The 17482-nt window shown below is 73.0% G+C and carries 15 protein-coding genes; 8 read left to right on the forward strand and 7 right to left on the reverse strand.

Annotated features, from left to right (window positions below; all coding sequences use genetic code 11):
• Positions 1 to 41: 41 nt before the first annotated feature.
• The gene (locus AB0F77_RS28145; protein WP_361954386.1) at positions 42 to 1262 is read left to right on the forward strand and encodes a cytochrome P450; all 1221 of its coding nucleotides are present in this window, start codon (positions 42 to 44) and stop codon (positions 1260 to 1262) included.
• A 20-nt stretch (positions 1263 to 1282) separates the two neighbouring features.
• Here AB0F77_RS28145 and AB0F77_RS28150 read toward each other — a convergent pair whose 3' ends face one another.
• Both AB0F77_RS28150 and AB0F77_RS28155 read right to left on the reverse strand, forming a co-directional pair.
• Positions 1283 to 2899 carry an ABC transporter permease gene (locus AB0F77_RS28150; RefSeq protein ID WP_361954388.1) on the reverse strand — a complete coding sequence of 539 codons (1617 nt, stop codon included), beginning with the start codon at positions 2897 to 2899 and terminating at the stop codon, positions 1283 to 1285.
• A complete protein-coding gene (locus AB0F77_RS28155; protein ID WP_361954390.1) occupies positions 2896 to 3849 on the reverse strand; it encodes an ABC transporter ATP-binding protein in 954 nt (317 codons plus the stop codon). Before AB0F77_RS28155 ends, AB0F77_RS28150 begins: the two co-directional genes overlap by 4 nt.
• Before the next feature lie 104 nt (positions 3850 to 3953).
• Here AB0F77_RS28155 and AB0F77_RS28160 point away from each other — a divergent pair, with 104 nt between their 5' ends.
• Positions 3954 to 4445, forward strand: a complete 492-nt coding sequence (locus tag AB0F77_RS28160; protein ID WP_361954392.1) for a MarR family transcriptional regulator — start codon at positions 3954 to 3956, stop codon at positions 4443 to 4445.
• An 80-nt stretch (positions 4446 to 4525) separates the two neighbouring features.
• Here AB0F77_RS28160 and AB0F77_RS28165 read toward each other — a convergent pair whose 3' ends face one another.
• The gene (locus tag AB0F77_RS28165; protein ID WP_361954394.1) at positions 4526 to 5344 is read right to left on the reverse strand and encodes a diacylglycerol kinase family protein; all 819 of its coding nucleotides are present in this window, start codon (positions 5342 to 5344) and stop codon (positions 4526 to 4528) included.
• Between the two features lie 211 nt (positions 5345 to 5555).
• Between AB0F77_RS28165 and AB0F77_RS28170 the strand changes: the two genes are divergently transcribed.
• Entirely contained in the window at positions 5556 to 6839 is a 1284-nt protein-coding gene (locus tag AB0F77_RS28170) for an adenylosuccinate synthase (RefSeq protein ID WP_361954396.1), read from the forward strand.
• A gap of 46 nt (positions 6840 to 6885) precedes the next feature.
• On the opposite strand, the gene AB0F77_RS28175 is transcribed toward AB0F77_RS28170, so the two are convergent.
• The 3 genes from AB0F77_RS28175 to AB0F77_RS28185 form a co-directional block, all read right to left on the reverse strand.
• Positions 6886 to 7536 (reverse strand): hypothetical protein, encoded by a 651-nt coding sequence (locus tag AB0F77_RS28175; protein WP_361954398.1) that lies wholly within the window; start codon positions 7534 to 7536, stop codon positions 6886 to 6888.
• A gap of 170 nt (positions 7537 to 7706) precedes the next feature.
• Positions 7707 to 8399 carry a GntR family transcriptional regulator gene (locus AB0F77_RS28180; protein ID WP_361954400.1) on the reverse strand — a complete coding sequence of 231 codons (693 nt, stop codon included), beginning with the start codon at positions 8397 to 8399 and terminating at the stop codon, positions 7707 to 7709.
• Positions 8400 to 8492: 93 nt separating this feature from the next.
• A complete protein-coding gene (locus AB0F77_RS28185; protein WP_361954402.1) occupies positions 8493 to 9854 on the reverse strand; it encodes an aspartate aminotransferase family protein in 1362 nt (453 codons plus the stop codon).
• Between the two features lie 197 nt (positions 9855 to 10051).
• Between AB0F77_RS28185 and AB0F77_RS28190 the strand changes: the two genes are divergently transcribed.
• On the forward strand, positions 10052 to 12916 hold the full coding sequence (locus tag AB0F77_RS28190) for a protein kinase (protein WP_361954404.1): 2865 nt from the start codon (positions 10052 to 10054) through the stop codon (positions 12914 to 12916).
• Between the two features lie 130 nt (positions 12917 to 13046).
• Positions 13047 to 14576: a substrate-binding domain-containing protein gene (locus AB0F77_RS28195; protein WP_361954406.1), complete on the forward strand. Its 1530-nt coding sequence runs from the start codon at positions 13047 to 13049 to the stop codon at positions 14574 to 14576.
• A 204-nt stretch (positions 14577 to 14780) separates the two neighbouring features.
• On the opposite strand, the gene AB0F77_RS28200 is transcribed toward AB0F77_RS28195, so the two are convergent.
• Positions 14781 to 15533: an SLATT domain-containing protein gene (locus AB0F77_RS28200; protein WP_361954408.1), complete on the reverse strand. Its 753-nt coding sequence runs from the start codon at positions 15531 to 15533 to the stop codon at positions 14781 to 14783.
• A 248-nt stretch (positions 15534 to 15781) separates the two neighbouring features.
• Here AB0F77_RS28200 and AB0F77_RS28205 point away from each other — a divergent pair, with 248 nt between their 5' ends.
• From AB0F77_RS28205 to AB0F77_RS28215, 3 genes are all read left to right on the forward strand, one after another.
• Positions 15782 to 16126: a YbaB/EbfC family nucleoid-associated protein gene (locus tag AB0F77_RS28205; protein ID WP_361954410.1), complete on the forward strand. Its 345-nt coding sequence runs from the start codon at positions 15782 to 15784 to the stop codon at positions 16124 to 16126.
• Between the two features lie 95 nt (positions 16127 to 16221).
• Positions 16222 to 16821 (forward strand): recombination mediator RecR, encoded by a 600-nt coding sequence (recR, locus tag AB0F77_RS28210; protein WP_361954412.1) that lies wholly within the window; start codon positions 16222 to 16224, stop codon positions 16819 to 16821.
• Positions 16814 to 17473 (forward strand): DUF5063 domain-containing protein, encoded by a 660-nt coding sequence (locus AB0F77_RS28215; protein ID WP_361954414.1) that lies wholly within the window; start codon positions 16814 to 16816, stop codon positions 17471 to 17473. Before recR ends, AB0F77_RS28215 begins: the two co-directional genes overlap by 8 nt.
• Positions 17474 to 17482 lie beyond the last annotated feature (9 nt).

Raw genomic sequence — 17482 nt, forward strand, 5'->3', positions numbered from 1 at the left:
CAGCCTGGTCAGGGGCGGGGACGGCGGGTTAACGTCCGCGTATGGGTGTTGTTTCCGAGCTCGTCTTCGATCCGTGGGACCCGGCGTTCCTCGCCGACCCGTACCCGGCCTACGCGGAGCTGCGCGGCAGGGGACGGGTCGTCCGCTACGAACCCACGGACCAGTGGCTGGTGCCGCACCACGCCGACGTCTCCGCGCTGCTGCGGGACCGGCGGCTGGGACGGACGTACCGGCACCGGTTCTCGCACGAGGACTTCGGGCGCACCGCACCGCCGGCCGCGCACGAGCCGTTCCACACGCTGAACGACCACGGGATGCTCGACCTGGAGCCGCCGGACCACACGCGGATACGGCGGCTGGTGTCGAAGGCGTTCACCCCGAGGACCGTGGAGCGGTTGCAGCCGTATGTGAACCGGCTGGCGAACGACCTGGTGGGGCGGCTCGTCGAGGCGGGCGGGGGCGATCTGCTGGCCGACGTCGCCGAACCGCTGCCGGTCGCGGTGATCGCCGAGATGCTGGGCGTCCCGGAGGCGGACCGGGGGCAGCTGCGGCCCTGGTCGGCGGACATCTGCGGGATGTACGAGCTGAACCCGTCCGAGGAGACGGCCGCGCGGGCGGTGCGGGCGTCGGTCGAATTCTCGGCGTTTCTGCGGGAGCTGATCGCGGCGCGGCGCGCGGAGCCGGGCGAGGACCTGATCTCGGGGCTGATCGCCGCGCACGACGAGGGCGACCGGCTGACCGAGCAGGAGATGATCTCCACGGTCGTGCTGCTGCTCAACGCCGGCCACGAGGCGACCGTCAACGCCACCGTGAACGGGTGGTGGGCCCTGTTCCGCAACCCCGGCCAGCTGGCCGCGCTGCGCGCCGACCACTCCCTGGTCCCGTCGGCGGTGGAGGAGCTGATGCGGTACGACACCCCGCTCCAGATGTTCGAGCGGTGGGTGCTGGACGACATCGAGATCGACGGGGTGACCCTGCCGCGCGGCGCCGAGGTCGCGCTCCTCTTCGGCTCCGCCAACCACGACCCCGAGGTCTTCCACGACCCCGCGCGACTGGACCTGGGCCGCGCGGACAACCCCCACATCTCCTTCAGCGCCGGCATCCACTACTGCCTCGGCGCCCCCCTGGCCCGCATGGAACTCACCGCCTCCATGACCGCCCTCCTCCGCCGGGCCCCCACCCTCCGCCCCACGACACCCCCCGAACGCAAACCCAACTTCGTCATCCGCGGCCTGGAGAGCCTGGACGTCGAGATGGGGTGATCATCCCTGCCCCGCCCCCCTCAGGTGATCAGGTCTCGTCTGCGCAGGGCGATCAGGCCGGTGGTCACCAGGGCTGCGGACAGTGCCGTCAGGGTGAGGACCGGGGGCCAGGACATGGCGGCGCCGGGGAGCTTCGGCAGGTGGGCGAAGGGGGAGAGGTTCAGGACGGCTCGGGGGGCGTTCAGGGCGGGGCCGACCCAGCCGATCAGGAGGACGGCTCCGGCGACGGCCCAGGACGCGGTGGCGGCCCGGGGGACGGCGCCGTGGAGGAGCACCGCCACGCCGCCGATCGTCCACACCGCCGGGACCTGGACCAGGCAGGCGGCCAGGATCGGGCCGGTGTCCTTGCCGTAGCCCGCCGCGAGGCCCAGGGCCGTGAGGACCATGAGCAGGGCCGCGCCGCCGAAGGCGATCACCAGATGACCCGCCGCCCAGCGCAGCCGGCCCACCGCGCCCGCCAGCAGCGGTTCGGCGCGCCCCGAGGTCTCCTCGCCGTACGGCCGCAGCACCGACGCGACCACGTACAGCGCCGCGACCAGGCCCATCAGACCGGTCATCGACGCCAGGAACGCGTCCGTGAGCGCCGCGTGGCCGCCCATGCGCTCGAAGACGTCCCGGGCCTGCCGGTTGTCGCCGACCAGGTCCGTGACCCCGTCCGTCAGCCCGCCGTAGACCACCCCGGCCAGGAAGAAGCCGACCGACCAGCCGAGGACGGACCCGCGCTGGAGCCGCCAGGCCAGGGCGGCGGCCGAGCCGAGCCGGCCGCGGGCGGGGCCCGGCCGGGTCGGCAGGAAGCTCATGCCCAGGTCACGGCGGGCGGCGAGGGCGTAGGCGACCCCCGCCTGCACGGCCACCGCCGCCCCGAAGAGGAGCAGGACCCACCACCGCTCGCCCGCGAAGGCCCGTACGTTCTCCAGCCAGCCCAGCGGGGACACCCACGTCAGCACCGAGGACCCGTCGGCCGCCGCCGAGTCGCCCGCCGCGCGCAGCACGAACGCCGCGCCCAGCAGCCCCGCCGTCAGCCCCCGGGCCAGCCGGGCGCTCTCGGTGAGCTGGGCGACGATCGCCGCCATGGTCGCGAAGACCATGCCCGCGCCCGCGATGCCCAGCCCGAAGGCGAACGCCCCGGCCGTGCCCTGGGCGGCCAGCCCCGCGGTGATCAGCAGGGCCAGGGCGGTGTTGCCGGCCGCCGCCGTCAGCAGGGCCGCCGTCAGCGGGGCGCGGCGGCCCACCATGCCGGACGACACCAGTTCCTGACGGCCGCTCTCCTCCTCGTCCCGGGTGTGCCGGACCACGACGAGCAGACTGGTCACGGCCGCCAGCGCGCCCGCGTACACCCCCACGCGCCAGGCCGTCAGCGCGCCCAGCGAGTCGTCGAAGGCCGGGCCGATCAGCGCGCGCAGCGAGGCGTTGGCCGCCAACTGGTCCAGCAGGTCGGCGCGTTCGGCGGGCGTGGCGTACAGGGTCCGCAGGGACTGCGGCATGGACAGCACCATGAGCAGGTTCACCGCGGTCCACACCGGGAGCATCAGCCGGTCGCGGCGCAGCGCGAAGCGCACCAGGACGGCGGTGCCCGCGAGGGGGCGGGTGCCGCCGGACCGTACGGCGAAGGCGGTCGACGGCGCGGCGGCGGTCATCGGGTCACCTCGGCCGGGGCGGAGCCGGCCGGGTCGGCGCCCTCGGCGTTTTCGGCGCCCTCGGCGCCCTCTTCCTGGTAGTGCCGCAGGAACAGCTCCTCCAGGGTCGGCGGGGTCGACGTCAGCGAGCGCACGCCCGACGCGCTCAGCGCCCGCAGGACGCCGGTCAGCTTGTCCGTGTCGACCTGGAGCCGGACGCGTCGCCCCTGGACGTCGAGGTCGTGCACACCGGGCAGGGCCGCCAACCCGTCGGGCGGGGCGGCGAGTTCGGCGGTGACGCTGGTGCGGGTGAGGTGGCGCAGCTCGGCCAGCGAGCCCGACTCGACCGTGCGGCCCCCGCGGATGATGCTCACCCGGTCGCACAGCTCCTCCACCTCGCTGAGGATGTGCGAGGACAGCAGGACCGTACGGCCCCGCTCGCGCTCCTCCTCCACACAGCGCTGGAAGACCTCCTCCATCAGCGGGTCGAGTCCCGAGGTCGGCTCGTCCAGGATCAGCAGGTCCACGTCCGAGGCGAAGGCGGCGACCAGGGCGACCTTCTGGCGGTTGCCCTTGGAGTAGGTGCGGCCCTTCTTGGTGGGGTCCAGCTCGAAGCGTGCTACCAGGTCGGCGCGGCGCCGCTCGTCCAGGCCGCCGCGCAGCCTGCCGTACAGGTCGATGACCTCGCCGCCGGAGAGGTTGCGCCACAGGGTGACGTCGCCGGGGACGTACGCGATGCGGCGGTGCGCCTCCACCGCGTCGGCCCACGGGTCGAGGCCGAGGACCTGGGCGGCGCCCGAGTCGGCCCGCAGCAGGCCCAGCAGGACGCGGATGGTGGTGGACTTGCCGGCTCCGTTGGGGCCGAGGAAGCCGTGGACCTCGCCCGTCTCGACGTCCAGGTCGAGGCCGTCGAGGGCGTGGGTGCGGCCGAAGGACTTGTGCAGTCCCGAGACGGTGATGGCCTTCGTCATGGTTCAGAACGTACGCTTCTTTCAGAAATTTGTGAAGTTAAGGAAGCGTATAAAGCGCTGGATAGACTGGGGAACGGCGCCTGAGCAGGGGAGATGATCAGACGATGACGGACCTCGCGGGACGGGACACGGAGGCGGTCTCGAAGTTCGTGGAGGGCTTCGCGGCGCAGCTGGTCGAGGCCGGGATGCAGCGGATGCCGGCCCGGGTCTTCGCGGCGCTCCTCGCCTCCGACTCCGGCTCCCTGACCTCGGCCGAACTGGGCGAGCAGCTCAGGGTCAGCCCGGCCGCGGTCTCCGGCGCGGTGCGCTACCTCGCCCAGCAGCACATGGTCTCCCGCGAACGCGAGCCCGGCTCCCGGCGCGAGCGCTACCGCGTGCACAGTGACCAGTGGTACGAGGCCCTGACCAGCCGTGACGCCATCCTCCAGCGCTGGGAACGGGCTCTGCGCGAGGGCGTCGAGAGCCTGGGCGAGACCACCCCGGCGGGGCGCCGCCTCGCCGAGACCCTCGCGTTCTTCGAGTTCATCGAGGGCGAGATCACGAAGATGATGGAACGCTGGCGCGCCCACCGCGCCGACCTCTTCGGCGAGGACTGAAGGAGGACCGAAGGAGGGTTGAAGGAGGGCTGACGAGGGGGCGAGGACCGAAGAGCGCCCGGACCCCTCGGCGCCCCGGGTCAGCCCGGGGACGGGACCGTCAGGGCCCAGGCCGACTCCCGTACGGACCAGGTGCGGCGGCGGACCGGTCCGGTGACCGTCGCGTCGGCCCGGTAGCGGAAGTCGGTGCCCGTGACCGTCACCGTGCGGCCGGTCGCGCGCAGGGCCGGGGCGCCGGGGACCGTCGGCCGGACCTCCACCTCCGCCAGGCCGCAGGACCCCGGCGTCACCGAGACCGCCGAGACCGGGTGGTCCAGGTCCGCGAGCGTCGTGCCGTCCACCTCCACCCGCAGCCGCGCGGGCACCGGCGGGGACTCCGGCGGCGCGGGGCGGGTCGCCAGGGTGCGCACCAGGGACTCGTAGCGCGTGCGCAGCCAGGGCCGGGCGGGCACCGCGGGCACCGCGACCCCGTCCACGCCGAGCGGCGGAATGCTCAGCTCGCCGAGCACCACCCCGTCGCTGTCGTCGACCAGCAGGTCCAGCCGGCGCTCCACCCCGTCCAGGACCGCCCGCGCCGCCGCCACCGCCCCCGTCGGCACCCCCAGCCGCTCGGCCAGCGTCACGGCGCCCCCGACCGGCACCACGGACAGCGCGCATCCGGCCAGCTCCCGCTGCCGGTGCAGCAGCGACACCGCCCGCACCAGCGCCCGGTCGTCGCCCACCACCACCGGCCGGCGCGCGCCGCGCCGCGCCAGCGCGCGGGCGAATTCCTCGGGCCCCTCCGGCAGGCACACCTTGGTGGTCGCCCCCGCGCTGAGCACGTCTTTCGCGATCCGCACCGACTCGCCGTCCGTCCGCCGGGCGACCGGATCGATGATCACCAGCAGCTGATCGGACATCGCGAAAGTCGCCACCTCGGTCCTGCCTCGCTTCCTCGGGTAGCATCTTTGTGCAAGAGCCCCTTGCGCTATTGCGCCAGGGGCTTCGTCTATTCCGGGGCATCCGGTCCGACGGTTTGCGGCCAACGACGGCCGCGGTGGTGCGCGGCGGTGAACCCTACGCGTACGCCCCTGACCTTGGACATGCCCCGCCCGGAAGGGGTGTACGCGCGTGCCCGCACTTGTGCTGCTCGGTGCTCAGTGGGGTGACGAAGGCAAGGGGAAGGCCACCGACCTGCTCGGTGGTTCGGTGGACTACGTCGTCCGTTACCAAGGCGGCAACAACGCCGGCCACACGGTGGTCGTCGGTGACCAGAAGTACGCCCTCCACCTTCTCCCCTCCGGGATCCTCTCGCCCGGATGCACGCCTGTCATCGGCAACGGAGTCGTCGTCGACCCGTCGGTCCTGCTCTCCGAGCTGAGCGGTCTGAACGAGCGGGGAGTCGACACGTCGAAGCTCCTCATCAGCGGAAACGCACATGTCATCACGCCGTACAACGTCACCGTGGACAAGGTGACCGAGCGCTTCCTCGGAAAGCGCAAGATCGGCACGACCGGGCGCGGCATCGGCCCGACCTACGCCGACAAGATCAACCGCGTCGGCATCCGCGTCCAGGACCTCTACGACGAGTCGATCCTGACGCAGAAGGTCGAGGCGGCCCTCGAAGCCAAGAACCAGATCCTCACCAAGCTCTACAACCGGCGCGCGATCGCGGTCGACCAGGTCGTCCAGGAACTGCTGGGCTACGCCGAGCAGCTCAAGCCGTACGTCGCCGACACCGTCCTGGTCCTCAACCAGGCCCTGGAGCAGGACAAGGTCGTGCTGTTCGAGGGCGGACAGGGCACCCTGCTCGACATCGACCACGGCACGTACCCCTTCGTCACCTCCAGCAACCCCACCGCGGGCGGCGCCTGCACCGGCTCCGGCGTGGGCCCGACGAAGATCAGCCGGGTCATCGGCATCCTCAAGGCGTACACCACCCGCGTCGGCGCGGGCCCCTTCCCGACGGAACTGTTCGACGAGGACGGCGAGGCGCTGCGCCGCATCGGCGGCGAGCGGGGCGTCACCACCGGCCGTGACCGCCGGTGCGGCTGGTTCGACGCGGTGATCGCGCGCTACGCGACCCGGGTCAACGGCCTCACCGACTTCTTCCTCACCAAGCTCGACGTCCTCACCGGCTGGGAGCAGATCCCGGTCTGCGTGGCGTACGAGATCGACGGCCGCCGGGTCGAGGAACTCCCCTACTCCCAGACCGACTTCCACCACGCCAAGCCCGTCTACGAGAACCTGCCGGGCTGGTCCGAGGACATCACGCAGGCCAAGTCGTTCTCCGACCTGCCGAAGAACGCCCAGAACTACGTCAAGGCGCTGGAGGAGATGTCCGGCGCCCCGATCTCCGCGATCGGCGTGGGTCCGGGCCGGGACGAGACCATCGAGATCAACTCGTTCCTGTAGGAACGGCGTGACCCGGGGCCGGCCCGTACCGGCCCCGGGTGTCGCGTCAGCTGAACACGATCATCGAGCCCTGGGCCAGGCTGCGGGTCGCCGCCGCGTGCAGCCCGAGCCAGACGTGGCGCTCACGGGCGAAGGGGCTCGGGTCGTACGGCGGGGCGAGCGCCGGCTCCTCCAGCTCCGTGGGGGCGCGCGGCGGCTCGGGGGCGGCGGGCGGGTTGGCCGGGTCGATGCCGATGGCCGGCGCCACGAACTCCAGTTCCCGCAGCAGGGTGTGCGAGGAGCCCAAGGGGCCGCCGCCCGCGAGGAGTTCGTCGTTCGACAGCGGGTGCGGGAAGTCCACCGGGACGTAGGCGCCCGCGTGGTCGTAGTGCCACACCAGGTGCGACTGCTGGGCCGTCGACTCGAACATCTCCAGCAACTGCTCGTAGTCGCCGCCCAGTTCGTCCACCGGCGCCACCGGCAGCCCGCACATCTGGAGCAGGTAGATCCGGCGCAGGAAGTGCAGGGCGTCGTAGTCGAAGCCGGCCACCGGGGCGACGTCACCCGACAGGCCCGGCATGTACTGGTACACCGGTACGGGTGGCAGCCCGGCCTCGGCCAGTGCCTTGTTGTATTGCGCGAGTTCCTCGGCGAAGGGGTTGTCGGGGGTGTGGCACAACACGTCGACGAGCGGTACCAGCCACAGGTCACAGGCCAAAGAAGGGCTCCTCACACAGCGCGGTGCTCAAGGCACGGACAAGCAGAGTAATCGGTGCGGCGCGAGGTCAGCTCCCCTCGTGCAGGTCCCATACCCACACGCCGCCGCTCCACCTACCCGACCGGCCAAGGTTCCCGGCGCGGCCCGGCAGTTCGCGCGTCCGCCGTTGATCAGGGCCGGGCGAGGTTCGCGATCAGGGTGAGCGAGTGGTCGTTGTACTCGGCGACCACCGTGCGGGCCTCGTCCGCGTCGCGTCGGCTCAGTGCGTCCACCAGTCGGGTGTGGTCGGCCCACAGCCTGCCGCGCAGGTCCGGTGTCCGGCGCAGGTGCTGCACCGCGCACACCCAGGACTGCACCCGCAGCCGGTGCAGGAAGTCGCTCAGATAGGGGTTGCCGAACAGGGTGCTCAGCTCGCGCCAGAAGCGCAGGTCGTAGCCGATGAGGACCCCGAGGTCGCCGGCGTTCGCGGCGCGCTGCGCCTCCTCGCCGCGCCGTCGCACCGCGGCCAGCGCCGCCGTCGTACGGGAGTCCTGCGGGTCCTTGAACGCCGGGTGGCCGGCGACGAGTGCGTGGAACATGCCGTCCGTGACCAGGCTGCGGGCCTCGACGATGCCCCGGAAGTCGTCGAGCGTGTACTCCGGGACGCGGAAGCCGCGGTGCTGGTCCGCCTCCAGGACCCCCTGCGCGGACAGATCCACCAGCGCCTCCCGGACCGGGGTGGCCGAGACGCCGTACTGGTCGGCGATCTCCTTGACCGTGAACTCGCGTCCCGGCTGGAGCCGCCCGGCCAGCACCTCGTCACGAAGCGCGTCCGCGATCTGCTGGCGCAGGGTACTGCGGGTCACGGCACCGTTGCCGGGCATGGTCGGGCCCTCTCCTCACACGAACGGGTGACGCACTCGCCTATGTCTACGAGCACGCCACCTTACGCGTTCGAGTTGCCCGAGTTGATGCCCCTACTGCCGGCCGGTGTACTCGTCGGCCACGGCCAGGGCCGCGTCCAGGGCCGCTAGGCCCTCCTTCAGTTCCGCTTCCGTGACGGTGCACGGCGGCACGACGTGCGTGCGGTTCATGTTCACGAACGGCCACAGCCCGTGCCGCTTCGCGGCGGCGGCGAACGCCGCCATGGGGGCGTTCGCCTCGCCCGTGGCGTTGTACGGCACCAGCGGCTCCCGCGTCTCGCGGTCCCGGACCAGTTCCAGCGCCCAGAACATGCCGACACCGCGCACGTCGCCGACGCTCGGGTGGCGCCCGGCCAGCTCGCGCAGCGCGGGTCCGAGGACGGTGTCGCCGAGGTTGCGCGCGTGCTCGACCGTGCCCTCCTCCGCCATCGTGTTGATGGTGGCGACGGCGGCGGCGCACGCCAGCGGGTGCCCGGAGTAGGTGAGGCCGCCGGGGTAGGGGCGGCGGGCGAAGGTCGCGGCGATCCGCTCCGAGATCGCGACGCCGCCCAGCGGCACGTACCCCGAGTTGACGCCCTTGGCGAAGGTCATCAGATCGGGCACCACGTCGTACAGATCGGCCGCGAACCAGGTGCCGGTGCGTCCGAAGCCGGCCATCACCTCGTCCAGGACGAACACGATGCCGTGCCGGTCGCACAGCTCGCGCACCCCGGCGAGGTAGCCCGGCGGCGGCACCATGATCCCGGCCGTGCCGGGGACGGTCTCCAGCACGATCGCGGCGACGGTGTCAGGACCCTCGAAGGCGATCGTCGTCTCCAGGTGCTCCAGCGCCCGCGCGCACTCCTCCCCCTCCGTGCGCGCGTAGAAGCGGGAGCGGTACAGGAACGGCGCCCAGAAGTGGACGGTGCCCGCGGTGCCCGTGTCGGAGGCCCAGCGGCGCGGGTCGCCGGTGATGTTCACCGCCTGCTGGGTGCCGCCGTGGTACGAGCGGTACGCCGACAGCACCTTGGGCCGGCCCGTGTGCAGCCGGGCCATGCGCACCGCGTGCTCCACGGCGTCGGCGCCGCCGTTGGTGAAGAAGATCCGGTCCAGGTCGCCGGGCGTGCGCCCGGCGATCAGCCGGGCCGCCTCCGAACGCGCCGCGACGGCGAACGCGGGCGCGAACGTGGTCAGGGTGGCGGCCTGCTCCTGGATCGCGGCCACGACCCTGGGGTGCTGGTAGCCGAGGTTGGTGAAGACGAGCCCGCTGGTGAAGTCCAGGTACCGCCTGCCGTCGAAGTCCCAGAAGTACGAGCCCTCCGCGCCGGCGACGGCGAGCGGGTCGATGAGGTCCTGCGCGGACCAGGAGTGGAACACATGGGCACGGTCGGCGGCCAGCACGGCCGCGCCGTCGGCGGGGTTGGGCTGAGGGGTCATGCCGGGGAGCGTAGGGGCGGGCGGCGCGGCGGCGACATCGGCGGTCTGTGCCGGGGCCGGGGCGTTTTCGCGACAAGGTGTCGAGCGTGGCGCGGGCGGGTGCGGCCGGAACCGGGGGCACCTCGCGCCGCGACTCCTCTCGGGGCGGCACTATTGTCTGGCTGTTGCTCACGGGCGGGGGGAAGGCGGCGCGGCCGATGGAGAAGCTGGGGACCGGGGATCCGAAGAAGATCGGGGCGTACCGGCTGCTGGCGCGGCTCGGCGCGGGCGGCATGGGGTACGTGTACCTCGCGCGCTCGGACCGGGGGCGCACGGTGGCGGTGAAGCTCGTGCGCGAGGAACTGGCCGCGCAGGAGGAGTTCCGGGCGCGGTTCCGGCACGAGGTGCGGGCCGCGCGGCGGGTCGGCGGGTACTGGACGGCGCCCGTGCTCGACGCGGACACCGAGGCGGCCGTGCCTTGGGTGGCCACCGGGTACGTCGCCGGGCCGAGCCTCCAGCAGGTCGTCGGCCAGGACCACGGCGCGCTGCCCGAGCGGTCGGTCCGCATCCTCGCGGCGGGGCTCGCGCACGCGCTGGGGGACATCCACGCGGCCGGGATCGTGCACCGGGACCTCAAGCCGTCCAACGTGCTCGTCACCATCGACGGGCCGCGGGTCATCGACTTCGGGATCGCGCGGGCGCTGGAGACGTCGGCCGGGGACGGGCTCACCCGTACCGGGTCGCTCATCGGCTCGCCCGGCTTCATGGCGCCCGAGCAGGTGCGCGGGGACCCGATCACGCCCGCGTGCGACGTGTTCTGCCTGGGGTCCGTGCTCGCGTACGCGGCGACCGGGGCGATGCCGTTCGGGGCGGCGGCCAGCGGGGTGCACGCGCTGATGTTCCGCATCGCGCAGGAGGAGCCCGACCTCACGGGTGTCCCCGGGGGCATCGCCGACCTCGTCCGCCACTGTCTGCGCAAGGACCCCGCCGCCCGGCCGAGCCTGGCCGACGTCCTCGACCGCACGGGTGCGGAGGACACGGTCGCCGAGGGCCGCTCCAAGGACCCCTGGCTCCCCGGCACCCTGGTGGCCCAACTGGGCCGCCACGCCGTCCACTTGCTGGAGGTGGAGAACCCGGAGGCGACAACGGCCGCCACCGACTTGCCGAGCGCCCCGGCCCCGGGCACCCCGACTACCACCGGCCTCCCCGGCGGCCCGACTGTTCCGGAGTTCCCGGGCGGGGTGGTTCCGGGCAGCCCGGTTTCGGGTGGGCCGGTGGCTCCCGGGCTTCCTGGTGGGCCGGTTCCTGGCGGCCCGGTGGCTCCCGGGTATTCCGGTGGGCCGGTTCCTGGCGGATCGGCTGCTCCCGGGCTCCCGGGCGGCGCGGCTGCCGCCGGGCTTCCCGGTGGGTCGGTTCCGGGTGGACCAGCTGCTCCGGGGTCTCCGGGTGGGGTGGTTCCTGACGGGCCGGCCGCCGCCGGGCTTCCGGGCGCCTCGGTTCCGGGTGGGCAGGTCGCTCCTGGGCATTCCGGTGGTCAGGTTCCGGGTGGGGCGGGTGCTCCCGGGTATCCCGGTGGCCAGGTTCCGGGCGGCCCGGTTGCTCCTGGGCTTCCTGGCGGCGCGGCTGCTCCTGGGCTTCCTGGCGGCGCGGCTGCTCCTGGGCTTCCTGGCGGCGCGGCTGCTCCCGGGCTTCCTGGCGGCGCGGCTGTTCCGGAGTTTCCGGGTGGTCCGGTCGGTCCGGGGCTTCCTGCTGGGGCGGATTCCGGTTTCGGTGGGGGGAGTTGGGGCGTGGACCGTGCGGGTGTCGGTGGGGGTGATGTCGTGTCCGGTGGTGGTGACGGTGTTCCCGGTGGCAACTCGGGCGCGGGCGCCGCACCGGCCGGGCCGTCTCCCTCCGCCGCGTCCGCCGGTCCGGGGCCGCTTCCCGCGCTCGGTCCGGGACCGGTGTCCGTGCCCGCGTACGGTTCGCCTCCCGGGCCGGTCGGCGCCTGGGGGCCGTCGTCGTCCGCCCCCGGCCACACCCTGCCGTCTGGGCACGCTCCGGCGTCCGGTCAGACCCCGCCATCTGGGCATACGCCGGCCCCCGGTCAGACCCCGCCGTCTGGCCACACCCTGCCGTCTGGGCACGCTCCGGCGTCCGGTCAGATCCCGCCGCCCGGCCACACCCTGCCGTCTGGGCACGCTCCGGCCGCCGGTCAGGCCCCGCCGCCTGGGTACACCTTGGCGCCCGGCCATGCCTCGGTGCCCGGGCACACCCCGCCGCCCGGTGTCGGGTCGCCCGAGCATGCCGCTGTGTTCGACGGGGGGTTGCCGCCGGAGCAGTTTCCGACCGTGGTGCGGCCCGCGCATCCCGCCTATGGGGGGCCGCAACCGCATCCGCAGGGGCCGTACGGGTATCCGCAGCCGCCCGTCGCCCAGAACCCGTACGCCGACGGGCCGGGGTTCCCGCCCGCGGGGGCGACGCAGTCGTACGGGCCCGGAACGTTCCCGCCCCCGGAGCCGCAGCGCGGCAGCGGGCGGTCCACCGCGCTGCTCGTCGTCGTCGCCCTCGTCGTCGCGCTCGCCGCGGGCGGTTCGGTGTACGCGCTGATGCAGGGCGGCGGCACCACCCACGACAACAAGGGCGCGGGCAAGGTCACCCCGGCCCCGGCCACCTCCGCGCCCGCGAACCCCACTCCCACGCCCACCCCCACGACCTCCGCGCCCGCCTCGAAGACCCCGTCCGCCGGGACGATCCCCGACTCCTACCTCGGCACCTGGGAGGCGTCCATCGACAACGCCAACGGCCACAGCACCCGCCGACTCACCCTCACCCAGGGCGCGGTGGGCGACACGGTGCTGCGGCTGGTCGCCGAAGGACCCACCGACGGCGGCGGCACCTACCACTGCGTCTTCGCGGCCGACCTCGCCGTCCGGCCCGACGGCGACGGCCCGTTGCACATCGGCCCGTCCACCGTCACCTCCGGCGAGCCCGCCGCGTCGTGCAGCCCCGGCGAGGCCACCGAGATCACCCTCCTGTCCGACGGCCGGCTGCGCCGCGAGCGGGAGGGCGGCGGGGAGAACCTGACGTACACCCGGCGCTGACCTCGGATTCCCGTTCCCCGCAAGCCCGTTGAACGTCCGGCGAACTTCAGCCGACGAGACCGGAATGTCCCCCGGCGTCCCCGTACGGTGACCCCACCATCCGACTCCGGGGAGTAGCGGGGGCACCCACATGGAGTGGCTGAGCGCGGAGAACGTCGTGGCCGTGGGGACGGCGCTGCTGGGCATCGTGGCGTCGGCCGGCATGGTCTGGTACGAGCGCCGGGTGCCGCGCCGCAAACGCGTCGGCTACCGCGTCCAGATGGACAACCCCATAGGCGACGACGTCCGTTCGGGCCGCGCCAACCGCCGCCTCGGCCTGTTCGACGAGGCGCCGGACATGACGGACGCCACGCTCGTCCTGGTGCGCGTCGAGAACGACGGCTCCCAGGGCATCGACCGCGACGACTACACCAGCCCCGAACGGCACGGCCTGACCGCGGTGTTCACCGACCGCACCATCCGCGGCGTGTCCGTGACCCAGCCGGCCCACACCGACCACCTGATGGACCACTTCACCCCGGAACGCGGCTTCGGCTACGAGGGCAACACCCTGCGCATCCCGCGCGTCCCGCTCAACCGGGGCGACCACTTCAAGCTCCTCGTGCTGCTGTCCGGCGGGGACGTGGGCGCGGAGATCCGGCTGGTCGGCGGCATCCGCGACGGCGAGGTCCATCCCAACCGCAGTGCCACGCCGGACGACAAGCCGCCGCTGTTCAGCCGGGCCTCCCGGCTCATCACGATCATGCTCACGGTGTGTGTGGTCACGCTCGCGACGATCGTCGTGGCCCGCGACGACACCCCGCCGCCGATCGGCTGCGCCAAGGGCGAGCTGACGGTGACGGGGTCGACGGCGTTCGCGCCCGTGATGCGGGAGGTGGCGCAGAAGTACGAGGCCGACTGCGAGGGGTCGTCGGTCACGGTGGACCCGCACGGCTCGACCGCGGGGCTGCGCGAGCTGGACGAGGCCGGGACCCGGTGGAGGAAGACCGGTTCACCGCCGGTCGTGGCGCTCTCCGACGGGCCCAAGCCCCCGGACATGCCCCAACTGCGGGAGAACCGGATCGCGTTGTCGGTGTTCACCCTGGTGGTGAACGACGACGTGCCCCTGAAGAACCTCTCCACCGACTCGGTGCGGCGGCTCTATCAGGGGAAGATCACCAACTGGCGGCAGGTGGGCGGGTCCGACCTGCCGGTCCACCTCGTGAGCAGGGACGCCAACTCCGGTACCCGGCAGGTGTTCCAGCGGCGGGTGCTGGGGCGGGGCGAGATGGCGAACTCGTCGGTGGACTGCGTGCACAAGGACGATCCGACGGCCCCGGTCACCCGTTGCGAGCTGGACTCCACCGACCAGGTGCTGTCCGAGGTCGCGCAGTTGCCGGGCGCGGTCGGCTACAGCGAGCTCAACCTCGCGACGTCCGCGAAGGGGCTGCACGTGATGAGCCTCGACGGCAACGCGCCCTCGGTGGACACGATCGAGCACGGCGCGAGCACGTACCCCTACCGGGAGATCGAGTACGCGTACACCTACGGTCAGCCGCCCGCCGACTCCCTGGTCTCCAGCTTCCTCACCTACCTCGCCCGGGGCAGCGGCCAGGACATCATCCGCACCCACGGCCACGTCCCGTGCTGGACGCCGGAGGGCCTGAAGCTCTGCGCCTGACGCTCCGCTGACTGGGCCGCGAAGGGGGGCCTGGGCCGTCGGTCGGGTGCGGGCCCGCTGTGGTTGATCGCGCAGTTCCCCGCGCCCCTTCAGGGCGCAGTGCGGCAGCGCCCCTTCAGGGGCGCGGGGAACTGCGCGACAAGCCACGACGCACCCGCACTCACCGACGCACCCCAGCCCTTCGCGGCCCAACCAGCGGAGCGCCTAGCGGGGCTCTGGGGGGCGCTGGCGGGGCATGTTGGGGCGGGTGGGGGTGCCCGGGGGCGCGGGGAAGCGGCCGGGGGCGGTGGTGGAGTCCGTGCGGGTGCCGGAGGCCACCGTCCCCTGCAACCCCAGCGGCGCGGACCCCGTGCGGAACTCCACCATCCAGTCCGCCGTCTCCGCCCGCACCAGCTCCGTCACGTCCTCGGAGAACCGCCGCAGCACGCCCAGGCACCGCTCCGTCGCCTCGCTCGCCGTCCCCTCCGCGGGCCCCAGCACCTCCCGCACGCACTCCGACGCCCAGTCGAACTGGAGCACCTGCAACCGCCGTTGCACGGCCTGCGCGGTCGCCACGTCCCGCATCCACCCTGACGTCACCCCGAAGAAGCGGTCCGCCCCGACACACGCCACCGCGACCAGCAGGGCCAGATACCCCCACGGCGCCACCCCGCCCACCGCCCCGGTCAGGTCCAGCACCGGGAGCGCCGCCCCGCACACCGCGCCCGCCGCCGCCCCCACCCGCAGCACCCGCGCACCGCGCCGCTTCCACACCCGGTCCGCCAGGTACCACGCGGCCGTCTCCAGCGCCCCGCGCTCCACCCACCGGTACAGCTCGTCCAGCCGCTCGGCCGGCTCCCCCCAGTCGCCGAGCGGGAACGCCCGCCCGGTCAGATCGCCCGGCCTGGACCCGGCCGCACCCTCGCCCCGCCCGTCCCGACGGGGCGGACGCTCGGGCTGCATCTCCGGCTGACCCACCCCGTACTCCCCACATGATCCCGACCGGTCACGTTCCGTGACACCGGATGCCGACGCGCGGGACCCTTCCTACCGCCCAATGGGTGGCCGTGCCGGGCGTTCCGCCGCTTTTACTCCGGGAAGGGGGCCTTGATCAGGTATAGGGCCCTCGTCGTTCTCACTCGAAAGAGTGGCGGGGCGACGGCTGCGTGGACCACGTAGGCTCATGCACAGCGGAGGAAGTCGGACAACCGAACCAGGAGCTGATCGTGATTCCCGGTGGTGGCCAGCCCAACATGCAGCAGCTGCTCCAGCAGGCCCAGAAGATGCAGCAGGACCTGGCGAAGGCCCAGGAGGAACTGGCGAACACGGAGGTCGACGGGCAGTCGGGCGGCGGCCTGGTGCGGGCGACCGTGACCGGGGCCGGCGAGCTGCGCGGCCTGCGGATCGACCCCGAGGCGGTGGACCCGGAGGACACCGAGACCCTCGCGGACCTGATCGTCGCCGCCGTGCACGCGGCCAACGAGAACGCGCAGACCCTCCAGCAGCAGAAACTGGGCCCCCTCGCCCAGGGCCTGGGCGGCGGCAGCGGCATCCCGGGACTGCCGTTCTGACTCCCGCCACCCGCGCGTCATCCATACCGCCTTCCTAGGACAGGCGGCAGCCAACTACCGTACGTACCGGGAAAGCTTCCAGGAAGGGCAGTCCGTTGTACGAAGGCGTGGTCCAGGACCTGATCGACGAGCTCGGGCGGCTGCCCGGCGTCGGTCCCAAGAGCGCGCAGCGGATCGCCTTCCACATCCTCCAGGCGGAACCGACGGACGTACGGCGGCTCGCCCAGGCGCTCATGGAAGTGAAGGCGAAGGTCCGCTTCTGCGCGACCTGCGGCAACGTCGCGCAGGAGGAGCTGTGCGGCATCTGCCGGGACAGCCGCCGCGACCCGTCGGTCATCTGTGTGGTCGAGGAGCCCAAGGACGTCGTGGCGGTCGAGCGGACCCGTGAGTTCCGCGGGCGCTACCACGTCCTGGGCGGCGCGATCAGCCCGATCGAGGGCGTGGGCCCGGACGACCTGCGGATCAGGGAGCTGCTGGCCCGTCTCGCGGACGGCACGGTCACCGAGCTGATCCTCGCCACGGACCCCAACCTCGAGGGCGAGGCCACCGCCACGTACCTCGCGCGCATGATCAAGCCCATGGGCCTGAAGGTCACCCGCCTGGCCAGCGGCCTCCCGGTGGGTGGCGACCTGGAATACGCGGACGAGGTCACGCTCGGCCGCGCCTTCGAGGGGAGACGACTCCTAGATGTCTGACGCCACGCTGCACGCGACGACACAGAACCCGGACGACTTCGCGGTCCAGATCGCGGACCAGGTGGAGAGCTTCCTGGTGGCCGTCACTGAGGTCGCGAAGGGCGACGAGCCGGACTCGGCCGTGCCCTTCCTGCTCCTGGAGGTCTCCCAGCTCCTGCTGGCCGGCGGCCGTCTGGGCGCGCACGAGGACATCGTCCCGGACGAGCGCTACGAGCCGGACCCCGGTCCGGAGGCGGACGTCGACGAACTCCGTGAGAACCTCGCCCGGCTGCTGGAGCCGATCGACGTCTACTCGGAGGTCTTCGACCCCTACGAGCCCCGCAAGGCACCGGTCCCGGCGCGGATCTCGGACGACCTGACGGACGTCATCACCGACCTGCGCCACGGCATGGTCCACTACCGCGCGGGGCGCACCACCGAGGCCCTGTGGTGGTGGCAGTTCTCGTACTTCTCCAACTGGGGCTCCACCGCCTCCGCCACCCTGCGCGCCCTGCACTCGGTGCTGGCCCACATCCGCCTCGACCAGCCCCTCGAGGAGCTGGACGGCCTGGACACGGACCAGGACATGGGCGACGAGACCCTGGAGTTCGAGGCCGGCCGGGTCATGGCCCAGGAGATCGGCGGTCCCCTGGGCATGGCCCAGGGCACGTAGCGGACCCGC

This window comes from Streptomyces sp. NPDC026672 (assembly GCF_040638185.1).
Classification (GTDB): domain Bacteria; phylum Actinomycetota; class Actinomycetes; order Streptomycetales; family Streptomycetaceae; genus Streptomyces.